This window comes from Peribacillus sp. NJ4 (assembly GCF_030348345.1).
Taxonomy (GTDB): Bacteria; Bacillota; Bacilli; order Bacillales; family DSM-1321; genus Peribacillus.
The window spans coordinates 1,916,384-1,929,249 of record NZ_JAUCFQ010000001.1; the positions used below are offsets into that span (position 1 = coordinate 1,916,384).

General features: G+C 40.4%; 13 protein-coding genes. 8 read left to right on the forward strand and 5 right to left on the reverse strand.

What is annotated here, in order from left to right; genetic code table 11:
- A complete protein-coding gene (locus QUF94_RS09600; RefSeq protein ID WP_289315650.1) occupies positions 1-426 on the forward strand; it encodes a Fur family transcriptional regulator in 426 nt (141 codons plus the stop codon).
- Between the two features lie 38 nt (positions 427-464).
- Here QUF94_RS09600 and QUF94_RS09605 read toward each other — a convergent pair whose 3' ends face one another.
- Positions 465-1,049, reverse strand: a complete 585-nt coding sequence (locus QUF94_RS09605) for a 5' nucleotidase, NT5C type (protein ID WP_289315651.1) — start codon at positions 1,047-1,049, stop codon at positions 465-467.
- An 87-nt stretch (positions 1,050-1,136) separates the two neighbouring features.
- Between QUF94_RS09605 and QUF94_RS09610 the strand changes: the two genes are divergently transcribed.
- On the forward strand, positions 1,137-1,688 hold the full coding sequence (locus QUF94_RS09610) for a DUF308 domain-containing protein (RefSeq protein ID WP_289315652.1): 552 nt from the start codon (positions 1,137-1,139) through the stop codon (positions 1,686-1,688).
- Between the two features lie 99 nt (positions 1,689-1,787).
- On the opposite strand, the gene ispG is transcribed toward QUF94_RS09610, so the two are convergent.
- From ispG to QUF94_RS09625, 3 genes are all read right to left on the reverse strand, one after another.
- On the reverse strand, positions 1,788-2,900 hold the full coding sequence (gene ispG / locus QUF94_RS09615; protein WP_289318333.1) for a flavodoxin-dependent (E)-4-hydroxy-3-methylbut-2-enyl-diphosphate synthase: 1,113 nt from the start codon (positions 2,898-2,900) through the stop codon (positions 1,788-1,790).
- A gap of 213 nt (positions 2,901-3,113) precedes the next feature.
- Complete coding sequence (locus tag QUF94_RS09620; RefSeq protein WP_289315653.1) at positions 3,114-3,446, reverse strand: hypothetical protein; 333 nt, start codon at positions 3,444-3,446, stop codon at positions 3,114-3,116.
- A 425-nt stretch (positions 3,447-3,871) separates the two neighbouring features.
- Entirely contained in the window at positions 3,872-4,639 is a 768-nt protein-coding gene (locus QUF94_RS09625) for a DUF1189 domain-containing protein (RefSeq protein ID WP_289315654.1), read from the reverse strand.
- 163 nt (positions 4,640-4,802) lie between these two features.
- On the opposite strand from QUF94_RS09625, the gene QUF94_RS09630 reads away from it, so the two are divergent.
- Both QUF94_RS09630 and sodA read left to right on the forward strand, forming a co-directional pair.
- Positions 4,803-5,288 (forward strand): DUF456 domain-containing protein, encoded by a 486-nt coding sequence (locus QUF94_RS09630; protein WP_207440841.1) that lies wholly within the window; start codon positions 4,803-4,805, stop codon positions 5,286-5,288.
- 144 nt (positions 5,289-5,432) lie between these two features.
- Positions 5,433-6,041, forward strand: a complete 609-nt coding sequence (sodA, locus tag QUF94_RS09635; RefSeq protein WP_034308436.1) for a superoxide dismutase SodA — start codon at positions 5,433-5,435, stop codon at positions 6,039-6,041.
- A gap of 76 nt (positions 6,042-6,117) precedes the next feature.
- On the opposite strand, the gene QUF94_RS09640 is transcribed toward sodA, so the two are convergent.
- Positions 6,118-6,417 carry a hypothetical protein gene (locus QUF94_RS09640; RefSeq protein WP_289315655.1) on the reverse strand — a complete coding sequence of 100 codons (300 nt, stop codon included), beginning with the start codon at positions 6,415-6,417 and terminating at the stop codon, positions 6,118-6,120.
- Positions 6,418-7,081: 664 nt separating this feature from the next.
- Between QUF94_RS09640 and QUF94_RS09645 the strand changes: the two genes are divergently transcribed.
- From QUF94_RS09645 to pstC, 4 genes are all read left to right on the forward strand, one after another.
- On the forward strand, positions 7,082-8,302 hold the full coding sequence (locus QUF94_RS09645) for an MFS transporter (RefSeq protein WP_289315656.1): 1,221 nt from the start codon (positions 7,082-7,084) through the stop codon (positions 8,300-8,302).
- 188 nt (positions 8,303-8,490) lie between these two features.
- A complete protein-coding gene (locus QUF94_RS09650) occupies positions 8,491-10,659 on the forward strand; it encodes a peptidoglycan D,D-transpeptidase FtsI family protein (protein ID WP_289315657.1) in 2,169 nt (722 codons plus the stop codon).
- 206 nt (positions 10,660-10,865) lie between these two features.
- Positions 10,866-11,828: a PstS family phosphate ABC transporter substrate-binding protein gene (locus tag QUF94_RS09655; protein ID WP_289315658.1), complete on the forward strand. Its 963-nt coding sequence runs from the start codon at positions 10,866-10,868 to the stop codon at positions 11,826-11,828.
- A 138-nt stretch (positions 11,829-11,966) separates the two neighbouring features.
- Positions 11,967-12,866 (forward strand): phosphate ABC transporter permease subunit PstC, encoded by a 900-nt coding sequence (pstC, locus tag QUF94_RS09660; protein WP_289318334.1) that lies wholly within the window; start codon positions 11,967-11,969, stop codon positions 12,864-12,866.

Consider the following 12,866-nt stretch of genomic DNA (forward strand, 5'->3'; position numbering starts at 1 on the left):
TTGAACGTAACTACTGCCATGCAATTATTAAAAGATAAAGGTTTTAAACATACAGGAAAGAGGGAGGAAATGCTTCAGCTTTTCTCTTCCAGCGATAAATATTTAACGGCAAAAGATGTTTTGGAGAATATGAAAAAAGACTATCCAGGGTTAAGTTTCGATACGATTTACAGGAATCTTTCCTTATTTGTCGAACTAGGCATCTTTGAAGCGACCGAGTTGGAAGGGGAAAAGCATTTTCGCTTTACTTGCGGTCATTCCTCCCACCATCACCACTTCATCTGTTTGAATTGTGGAAAAACGAAAGAAATCGAATTGTGCCCGATGCAGGAACTTCAGGATAGCTTGAAGGACTATGATGTTTCGGGGCATAAATTTGAAATTTACGGACGCTGTCCCGTATGTAGCGTATCTTTGGAAGCATAAAAAACCATCGACCCTCGGTCAATGGTTTTTTTCTTGTATCATTTTATGGCTGCAGGTTTACCTGACATCCAATTATTCACCCAAACTGATGCTTCTTGCCAATTGTTGACCCGAATCACCCTTTCAGGCACAGGATCTTGGTTGTAAGGAGTATTAAATAAAATCACTGGTATTTTACACTCCTCCGAAATGGCCACTGCATTATCGTGCTTGTCCTCTAAAAACAGGTCGATATCAAATTTCTTGGCTGCAGCCACTTTATCGTGTGAACCTACAAGCTCTATATGATCATAAAGGACTTGATTCGTCGTGAACCAGTTCTTCGTTACATCCAATAAACGGGAGCTCCTGGCACTGATGAAATATAAGTTGGCTTTTTCTGTCCATTTTTCCAATACATCTTTCGCTCCTTCAGCCAATAAAGATTCGGAATAGATGAGTGGCTCGGTTTCAATGAACCATTTAGTGAATTCTTCTTTTGGAACATTCACGAAAGGGAATAAGTCATACTCCGTAATGTCTTCATAAGCTAAATTCAGCTGAAAAGCTTTATTTAAAAAGGGGACCATGGAATCTGGTCTCGTAACAGTCCCGTCTATATCAATGCCAAAACGTTTTTTCATGATGAATCTCTCCTCATTTTCAATACTTGTAATAGTGTAACATATACCATCATAGCTTTGGTAAAAACCCATATTTATTTCCAAGATATGAAACCATTTTCACGATGGATTCCAGCAATTTTTACATACACTATAAATGCTCCACAAACGAAAGTGAGGGATGCAAGAATGGAAAAAGATCAATACTCCAGTATTGACGATGAGATTCAATTGGCTAAAGAGGGCAGTGATCCATCCGTTGTGGATGATCAGCATCATGAGCGGTACTATAATGAAGATACACCTTCAGATGACAGACGATATGAAAGTCGCGGGACCAATACCAATATGGATAACCGTTATCAGGAAGAAACGTCTGCCGAAATTTCAACACCACCTCAGCGAATCAGGACATATAAGGATGACGAGTCTGCAGGTGCTGCTGATTCCGGGGATGTGGAATCAAGAGGGAAAGTTATTGGTGTCATAGCTTTGATCATCTCCATTTTATCGTTATTCATGATGCCTTTCATCTTAGGGGTTGTGGGTATCATTGTAGGGATAATGGCAAGAAGCCGAGGATCGAACATGGGTACTTGGGCCATAGTCATAGGTGCAATCTCCATCATCGTTGGCATATTCATCCTGCCATTCTTTTAAGCGTTATGAAACCCTTTGATGTCATTTCTCCAAAAATGCATCAAAGGGTTTTTCTAATGAAAAAAAAATCCCGAAAATGAAAATTCGGGATTTTTTGCTTTATTTATTTAGTAAAGCTGCAGCAGCAGCTTCGGCTCTTTGTTTTTCATAGTACTCTTCAGCAATTTTGTCAATTTCCTTTTTCAGTTCCTCGACCATCGTCTCTTCAGGCACTTTACGAACAATCTGACCTTTTCTAAACAGCAAACCTTCACCACGAGCCCCGGCTATGCCGATATCAGCCTCACGGGCTTCCCCAGGACCGTTTACCGCACAACCAAGCACTGATACCTTGATTGGTGCTTTAATCGTCTGGATGTACTCTTCAACCTCATTCGCGATGGAGATTAAATCAATTTCGATTCGACCGCAAGTAGGGCAGGAAATTAAAGTGGCCATGTTAGAAGCAAGGCCAAATACTTTTAGGAGCTCCCTTGCCACCTTCACCTCTTCTACAGGATCGGCACTTAAGGAAACACGCATCGTGCTTCCAATACCTTGACTTAGGATTGCACCTAGTCCGGCAGCACTTTTTACTGTTCCGGAGAACAGTGTACCTGATTCCGTGATCCCAAGATGTAAAGGGTAATCGAATGCTTTTGAAGCTTTTTCATATGCTTCGATGGCTAAATTCACATCGGAAGCTTTCATGGAAACGATAATGTCATGAAAATCGAGATCTTCCAGGATCTTGATATGGTGTAAAGCACTTTCTACCATTCCATCAGCAGTTGGGTACCCATATTTATCCAGGATTTTCTTTTCAAGAGAACCGGCATTGACCCCGATGCGGATTGGAATTCCTTTGGCCTTCGCAGCTTTCACGACTGCCTCAACCTTTTCACGGCGTCCGATGTTACCGGGATTTATCCTGATTTTATCCGCTCCGCCTTCAATGGCCTTCAGAGCAAGTTTATAATCGAAATGAATATCGACTACAAGAGGGATGTTAATCCGTTTTTTTATTTCAGGGATTGCATCGGCTGCCCTTTCATCCGGACATGCGACCCGTACGATTTGACATCCCGCTTCTTCAAGACGAAGGATCTCTGCAACCGTTGCTTCAACATCATGTGTTTTTGTAGTTGTCATGCTTTGTACTATAACTTCATTATTGCCGCCAATCGTTAAGTTTCCGACTTTAATTGGCCGTGTCTTGGTGCGATGTATGATTTCACTCAAGTGGAATTCTCTCCTTTAGGAAAAAATCAGTTTTGATTTTTAATTTGCTTCTCTCAAATATTGTATCAATGTACATACCGGTTGACAAGGAAATAGGACGCATTATCTTTTTTCAACAAGAAGGATTCCCTATTCCTGGATATATTCGTTGCTTGGAAACCCCTCTTAATGGTTCTTGGAAGGGGTAGTTCTCCATTAAGACGGTTATTTATAAACGGGTATCTTATATGCTTTGCCAATTTGCATATTTTCGGGCTGCAATCCTTCATTCAAACTTTGAAAGTCAGAGATGATCGTTTCGATTGGCTGATTGGATCCGCCTTTTTCCGTTTCAACAATGGAGAGTAAGGTATCCCCGGGTTTCATGGTGATTTCTTTATAAGCAGCAGTTGGTGCGGATGCTGGCTGACTGGCCGGGACGGCCGGTTCGCTTGTAGTGGCCGGTGGATGGGAAGCCGGCAGGGTCCCCGTAGTCAAATCGAAATAAATAATAAATAAAGTGAAACAGAATGAGATAAAAAGCAGTAGCCGTTTCAATTTTCCATCCTCCCAAGCTTGTCTTTAATTCATATATACTTGGAAGGGTCCGAAAATATGCCTAAAAATGGGCGGTTTTTCAAATGGAATGTGGAGTACCATTCAAATTCTCTATTTCAGTTGAGTAAAATCCTTATTTGAATGGGAGCTAAGAAAGGAGCTGATTTCCTTTGTAGTCAGACCAACCTCTCTTGCCTGCATTATAAGTAACAACCACTGTACATCAATATTACTCTCCTTCACGTCTATCACCTCTTAATTACTATTTCAACTATAAGTATAGGAATAACTTGGTGAGTATTTTGTCGAATTAAGTAGATATGAAAAAATGATGACTGTAGTCATATGCGGGAAAGGATTACCCGATTATTAGCAAAAGAAAAAGATCCGCACCAGGATGGGTCCGGATCTTTTTCTTTTTAAAATCAATCTTCGATCTTATTAGTTGATGTTTCTTTAATGGATAAATATAACATCATCAATGTCACAAACCAGCTAATGATTGAAGCGAATGGAACCGTTGCTTGAAAAGCATCCATGATGGTGAAGAATATGGTGGCAAGCGTAATGCTGTAAGCACTAATTCTCCATAAATGCCTATAGGAAATCGAACGGCCAAGGGCATTTTTGAAAAGAAGACCGAAAGCGGCAAGGATTGTCACTTTAATGAAAATTCCGCTGGCAGTAAACAGGTATAATATAAGTAGTAGCAATGGAAGGATGATCGGTAGCACAGATTCGACTGAATCAAGCCAAGTGGATATGTCCTGATTATCTCCTTCCAAAAGTGAATATGGAGAGGATTGCACGTTGCCTCCAGATACGAAAACCAGATCAGACTTTAAAAGAGCGACGGCCTCATCAGCTTTTGCAGCCACTTCTTCCGGGGTTAAGGCTCCCGTACCATCTACAAAAATTTGATAACCGTTTTTATTCAAGCTAAATGGTTCACCTTCTTCAGTCGTCAACGTGCCATTTTTGATTTCAAATGCCGGTAAGTCTTCGGATACTGTTTCATGCATGGCATCTATCCCGTCAACTATCATTGTACCGAAATAATAAGCTGAAGGGAGAAAGGCGATTAGACTTATAAAGAATACGAATAAAATCGTTTTCCCGATACCTTGGTTTTGAAAGGAAGCGATATCTTTAGGAGAATATAAGCTTACCCATAGTTGTTTGAATATGTTCAATGTTTTCAGCACCTAACTATATAAGATTCCTAACCAATTTTAACTATATGGGAAAAATAAAACAACCTGTATTCTGCTTCATTGGTTTCAACCATCAATAAAGAGGCAATTATGGAGAGATAAAGGCAATTTATAATTGAAATGAGAAAGGGCGTTTTTGGTTATGGATACACTATTTTGGATAATAATCATCCTCATGTTCATAATGGGCTTCGTCGGTCTGATTTTTCCGATCATCCCAAGTGTTTTATTCATATTCGGCGGAATATTGTTATATGGACTATTTTATTCGTTTGAACCATTTGGCTGGTTTTTCTGGACGGTACAAATTCTATTCGTCATCCTTTTATTCGCAGCCGATTATATCGCAAACATGGTTGGGGTCAAAAAATATGGCGGCACGAAAGCGGGGGTTTGGGGCAGTACGATTGGGCTTCTGGTCGGACCATTCGTGATTCCGTTCGTCGGAATTTTAATAGGTCCATTCATCGGGGCATTCCTGGCAGAAATCCTAGTCCATAAAAAAGACCCGGTCACTGCTTCTAAAATCGGCCTTGGTTCCGTCGTAGGTTTTATAAGTAGTGTAATCACAAAAGGCATCATTCAATTACTGATGATCGGATATTTTATATTCGTGGTATTCTCATAGGAAATAAAATCGAAAAATGAAAAATTGAGGCATAAGGTTTGAAACGGTTACAAAAATTTGATACTCTATTGCTAGCGAGTTTCAGGTATCTTTCGAGAACTGAAGCCCTCAAAAAAAACAGCTTACATAGGGAGGAATTTTATTATGGCTTTTGAACTTCCACAATTACCGTATGCATACGATGCATTGGAACCACACATCGACAAAGAAACAATGAACATTCACCACACTAAACATCACAACACATATGTGACAAACCTGAACAATGCTCTAGAAGGCAACCAAGAACTTCTAAGCAAAAGCGTTGAAGAAATTGTCGCTAACCTTGACGCAGTACCTGAAGCTGTTCGTACAGCTGTACGCAACAATGGTGGCGGACATGCTAACCACACTTTATTCTGGGAAATCCTTTCACCTAACGGCGGCGGACAACCAACTGGTGAATTAGCGGATGCTATCACTTCAAAATTCGGAAGCTTTGACAGCTTTAAAGAAGAGTTCGCTAAAGCGGCTACAACTCGTTTTGGATCTGGCTGGGCTTGGCTTGCTGTCAACAATGGCGAGTTGGAAGTAACAAGCACACCTAACCAGGACAATCCTTTATCAGAAGGTAAAACTCCTCTTCTTGGATTGGACGTTTGGGAGCATGCTTACTACCTAAACTATCAAAACCGTCGTCCTGAATACATCAATTCTTTCTGGAATGTTGTAAACTGGGATGAAGTTGCAAAACGTTACAGCGCTGCAAAATAATTTGTAATTAATTAAAAAGACAGGAACCCCCTTTCCAGGGAATCCTGTCTTTTTTTTGTTTCTTCTAATGAGGGGACTACAACAGTATAAGTGCAACTACTTCTCTGTCTTCGCCATCCTGTCTCACCAATCGAAGAGTTTTCTTTACACTGTTCTTGATCCCTGATTTCAAGTGATAGGAAAACAGTATAAGTGCAACTACTTCTCTGTCTTCGCCATCCTGTCTCACCAATCGAAGAGTTTTCTTTACACTGTTCTTAATCCCTAATTTCAAGAGATAGGAAAACAGTATAAGGGCAACTACTTCTCTGTCTTCGCCATCCTGTCTTCGCCAATCGAGAGTTTTCTTTATACTGTTCTTGATCCCTAATTTCAAGAGATAGGAAAACAGTATAAGTGCAACTACTTCTCTGTCTTCGCCAATCGAAGAGTTTTCTTTACACTGTTCTTGATCCCTGATTTCAAGTGATAGGAAAACAGTATAAGTGCAACTACTTCTTTGTCTTCGCCAATCGAGAGTTTTCTTTATACTGTTCTTGATCCCTAATTTCAAGAGATAGGAAAACAGTATAAGGGCAACTACTTCTCTGTCTTCGCCAATCGAAGAGTTTTCTTTACACTGTTCTTGATCCCTGATTTCAAGAGATAGGAAAACAGTATAAGGGCAACTACTTCTCTGTCTTCGCCAATCGAAGAGTTTTCTTTACACTGTTCTTAATCCCTGATTTCAAGAGATAGGAAAACAGTGTAAGGGCAACTACTTCTCTGTCTTCGCCAATCGAAGAGTTTTCTTTACACTGTTCTTGATCCCTGATTTCAAGAGATAGGAAAACAGTGTAAGGGCAACTACTTCTCTGTCTTCGCCAATCGAAGAGTTTTCTTTATACTGTTCTTGATCCCTAATTTCAAGAGATAGGAAAACAGTATAAGTACAACTACTTCTCTGTCTTCGCCAATCGAAGAGTTTTCTTTACCTTTTTTTACATAAATTCTTTTGTTTTTTCAAACACTAGAGTGGAATTTAAAGGAGAGTTAAAACAATGGGTATTTTAGAGAGATGGTTGGGTGAAGCGGGAGGGAAGAAGGATCTGCATCTCCTTTTGTTTATTGGCGGTCTGTACAGCCTAAGTATTGCTTTATCCAATACATTCGTTAATGTGTACTTGTGGAAACAATCCGGTCAAATTATTGATATTGCCGTATATAATCTAACCGTGGTGCTTTTTCAACCACTAACTTTTATCTTTGCTGGCAGGCTGGCGAAAAAAGTGGATCGAATCATTGTTTTGCGTCTAGGCGTTATCTTTTTGGCCCTATTTTATTTATCTGTCCTTTTGGTCGGCACACGTGCAACTGATTTCCTATGGCTGCTTGGTGCACTGTTAGGTATTGGTTATGGGTTTTATTGGCTTGCCTATAATGTATTGACTTTTGAGATCACTGAACCGGAAACAAGAGATTTCTTCAATGGTTTTTTAGGGATTTTATCATCCCTCGGGGGAATGGTTGGTCCGATTCTTTCAGGGTTCATCATTTCGAGGCTTGAAAAATTCACGGGATATTCCATTGTATTCGGATTGTCTTTGCTATTGTTTTCCATTGCGGTGTTTCTTAGCTTTTCGTTAAAAAGGCGTCCGGCTCATGGGAAATACTTTTTCCTTCGGATATTACAAGAACGTAAAAATAATCGAAATTGGCTCTTGATCACCCGTGCTCACTTTTTTCAAGGGATACGAGAGGGCACATTCATGTTCATCATTTCGATTACAGTTTTCATTCAGACGGAGAGTGAACTGGCCTTAGGTAGCTATGGGCTGTTAAATTCAGCCATTTCATTCGTTGCGTATTTTTTTGCTTCGCGATATATAAAACAGCCGATGCGGAAAAAAGCGATTCTTATTGGGGGAATCCTGTTGTATGCAGGGGTCTTATTGATTGCATTTGATATCACATTCGGAAAGCTTCTCATTTATGGGGCGATTGTTGCTACCGCTTATCCTATTCTTTTGGTCCCTTATATTTCATTGACTTATGACATTATAGGCCGCGCTTGGAAAGCAGCGGAAATGAGGATTGAATATATCGTTGTCAGGGAACTGTTCGTTCATATTGGAAGGATTGTATCCATATCGGGATTCATTCTTTCCGTCATGTTTTTCGACCTAAAGCAAGTACTGCCGGTTTACCTTTTGATCGTCGGGGCAGGGCATACAGTGATATATTGGTTTGTACGGAATATCGATATCATTGACCAAGATTAGAGGCCTTAGTGGCCTCTTTTCAATATCCATGACTTACGGTTTTCGGAATTATGAGCCGTAAGTCACTTTTTATGTAAAGTTCGTTAGATGTTTAATATTTCTAGAACACTAAGGTAGAAAAAAATATAAATGTTCTATAGAATAGTATAGGACTATTATGACTATGTAAAAAGGATGTGTGGCTTAGTGTGAATAAAAAGAAAAAGAAAAAGACGCATGTGCCTTTCAGATTGAATATTCTTTTCTTTTTAGTGTTTGTTTTGTTTTCCGCTTTAATTTTACGCTTGGGTGTTGTACAGATTGTTTATGGTGATGATTACCGGCGTGAGATTGAAAGAACAGAGGAAGTGACCGTGAATAATTCGGTGCCCCGTGGGAAAATGTATGACCGGAATTTAAAACTGATGGTCGATAACCAACCACTGGATGCAATTACATATACACGAAAGCAAGGTACGAAACAAACAGAAATGGTGGAAACGGCTGAAAAACTCGCGAAACTGATCGAAAAAGACACCAAAAAAGTGACTGAGCGCGATAAAAAGGATTTTTGGATTTTAAATAATCCAAAGTTGGCCGAGAAGAAGGTTACGGATAAAGAGAGGAAAAAGGTGGAAGAGGGAGAGCTGGAAGAAAGTGATTTGTATAAGATTCAGCTTGATCGAATTACTTCAGATGAAATAAAGCTTTCGAAAGATGAGCTGGAAGTCCTTGCGATCTATAGGGAATTTGCTAGCGGATATGCCCTTACCCCGCAAATTGTGAAAAACAAGAAAGTAACGAAAGAAGAATTCGCCAAGGTAAGTGAAAACCTTGATTCCCTCCCAGGGGTCGATATATCAACGGATTGGGATCGTTTCTATACGTATAATAAAACACTTAAATCTGTATTAGGTAAAGTTTCCTCATCTGAAGAAGGATTGCCTAGTGAAAGCCTGGACTATTATCTAGCACGCGATTATAGCCGGAATGACCGAGTTGGCAAGAGTTATATTGAGGCGCAATATGAGGATATTCTTCAGGGACAGAAAGCTAAGGTAAGGAATGTGACCGATAAATCGGGAAATGTCGTCGATTCCGAAGTGATTACTGAAGGTTCGCGAGGAAAAGATCTTATATTGACAGTCGATATGGATTTACAGCTTGCAACTGAGGAAATCATTGAAAAGCAATTGATTGCCAAGAAAAAATTGGGCAACACCAAATTCTTGGATAGGGCTTTTGTCGTCATGATGGATCCCGATACAGGTGAAGTATTGACGATGGCTGGTAAGAAATACGAGAAGAACCCAGAAACCGGGAAATCTTACATTGAGGACTTTGCATTGGGAAATATCACGACTTCCTATACAATGGGTTCTGCAGTTAAAGGTGCTACCGTTTTAACTGGTTATCAGCAAGGTGCGATCCAGCCGGGTACTTACTTTTATGATACGAAGTTGAGAATCAAAGGTACCCCTCCTAAAGGTTCTTATAGTGACTTCGGGAACATTAATGATTTGACTGCGTTAAAAGTATCTTCTAACGTTTATATGTTCAGAACGGCAATTAATATTGCAGGTGCGAATTATGTGCCGAATGAACCTTTGAATATTAGTTCAAGCGCCTTTTCAACAATGCGGAATTCTTTCGCACAGTTTGGCTTGGGTGTGCGGACGGGGATTGATCTTCCGAATGAAATGAGTGGATTCAAAGGTTCTGAAACTTCTCCAGGTAAGCTGCTTGACCTTGCTATAGGACAGTATGATACGTACACACCAATGCAGCTCGTGCAATATGTTTCGACCATTGCGAATGGCGGTAACCGCATGAAGCCGCATATGGTTAAGGAAATCCGCGATCCTGTTGATAATAATGAGGAATTGGGTCCTATTGCCGAAGACGTTTCTCCGACTGTCCTTAATCGACTTGATATGAAGGAAGAATGGGTTGAACGTGTTCAGAGCGGTTTCGAGAAAGTTTCAATGGAACAAGGCGGAACAGCTTATACCTATTTTGGGAAAAAATCTTATACAGTGGCTGCTAAAACCGGAACGGCGGAAGCATTCTATGACGGCCCGAACCGGATGGATTATAGCGAGCCACAAGAAACGATGAACATCACGCTTGTTGGCTATGCACCTGCCAAAAATCCGGAGGTTGCTTTTGCAGTCGTTGTGCCTTGGGCATACCAAGGACATACGGGCCATAGCATGAGTAAAGAAATAAGTGAAGAAATCATGGATACTTATTTCGATTTGAAGAAAGAACGGGCAAAGAAGGAAAATACTGAAACCTCGACTGATTTGAAAGTGGAGAACGGTAAAGACGTCCAAAAGGACCAGGCTGAAGTTAGAAAAAGCCAGGAAAATGAATAAAAGGTTAAAACACGTTTTTGGGTAAACCGAAAACGTGTTTTTTTTGCATTTTAAGAACGAAATCAGTTCAGTTTCTTTCATCTTTACAATAAGCACACAATAATTTACTGAATATTTACAAATGCTTTAAACGGAATTTACAGTCTGAAAGTATGATATGAGAGTAGTACAAAATATTCATATAAAATTCTTAGGGGGATTTACAAATGAGACGTTTCAAAGGTATGGCAATGACTGTAATGATGGGCGGAGTAATTGCAGTAGCGGCGGGTTGTGGATCCGATGACACTAAGACAAGCAGCGGTGAAGGAAAAGGATCTGGCCAACTGCAGGGAGAAGTGATTACGGATGGTTCTTCAACGGTCTTTCCAATCATGGAGGCAGTTGCAGAAGAATATATGGCTACACAGCCTGATGTGAAGGTTTCAGTGGGATCGTCAGGAACAGGTGGGGGATTCAAGAAATTCATCGCTGGTGATACGGACCTAGCCAATGCATCCCGTCCGGTCAAAGAAGAAGAAACTGCCTTACTTGAAAAAGAGGGAGTTAAATATACAGAATTGAAACTGGCATTTGACGGTATTTCAATCGTTGCCAATAAAGATAATGAATTCATCGATTCACTAACAGTTGAAGAACTTCAAAAACTGTGGGTTGATAATGGAAAGGTGAAGAAATGGTCTGATATACGTCCTGAATGGCCGAAGGAAGAAATTAAATTCTACTCTCCGGGAACAGATTCAGGCACATATGATTATTTCAATGAAGTGATCCTTGAAGAAAAACCGATGGTGGAAAATGCTACGCTTTCAGAAGATGATAACGTTCTTGTACAAGGTGTAGAAGGTGATAAAAATGCGATTGGATTCTTCGGTTATGCCTACTATTCAGAAAATAAAGATAAGTTAAAGATCATTTCCATCGACAACGGCAAAGGTGCCGTAGAGCCAACACATGAAACGATCAAAAGTGGCGAGTATGCCCCGTTATCACGTCCACTATACACATATGTAGCTAATAAGTCTGTAGCTGAAAAAGAACAAGTGGCAGATTATACTCAATTCGTCATTGAAAATGCAGGAGAGCTTGCTGAAGAAGTGGGTTATATCAGCCTGCCGGAAGAAGAGTACCAGAAAGATCTTGATAAATTAAAAGAACTGGAAAAATAACCGATATTACAGGCTACTGAAATCCCGCCTTGACTCGATTAAGGCGGGGGTAACAGCTTGTAAATCCAAAAATTGCGTGTCTGAAATGGAGGATGCAAGTTGGAACTTAGAAAAACAGAAACCTATTCTGTACAGCAAATGATCCTGGAAAAGAAAAGTAAGAAAAAAATGAATATGGAAAAAATCATACCTAAGCTTTTGTTCCTTACGGCGGCAATTTCCGTTTTCACTACACTCGGGATTATCCTGACGCTTATATTTGAAACATTTATCTTTTTTGACAGAGTGTCCATCGTGGAATTTTTTACAGAAGCTAAATGGCTGCCATTTGCATCTACACCTTCCTATGGGATTATGCCCCTTATCGTTGGAACGTTGAAGATAACAGTCATAGCAGCGGTGGTTGCAGTTCCAGTAGGGCTTGCAACAGCCATTTTCTTGAGTGAATATGCATCTGAGAAAACACGGAGAATCATCAAGCCGATTTTAGAAGTTTTAGCTGGGATTCCTACTATCGTTTACGGCTTCTTTGCCTTAACTTTTGTAACACCGGTTTTGCGGGATATATTTCCTTTCCTTGACATGTTCAATGCTTTAAGTCCAGGAATCGTTGTAGGTATCATGATCATGCCGATGATAGCCTCATTGTCGGAAGATGCCCTTGTATCAGTGCCGAAGTCGATTCGCGAAGGTGCGTATGCTTTAGGAGCAACGAAACTCGAAACGACAATTAAAGTGGTATTGCCAGCAGCCATTTCAGGAATTGTGGCATCCATCGTTCTTGCTTTATCCAGAGCGATCGGGGAAACCATGATTGTGAGTGTTGCCGGTGGCTCGACCCCAAATATGAGCATGGATGTGACTTCATCGATCCAAACGATGACTGCTTATATCGTACAGGTCAGTTCGGGGGATGCAGGGTACGGGACAACGATTTACTACAGCATATATGCGGTTGGAATGACACTGTTCGTCTTTACGCTTATCATGAATTTACTGGCGCAGTTCATCTCTCGCAAGTTCAGGGAGGAATATTAA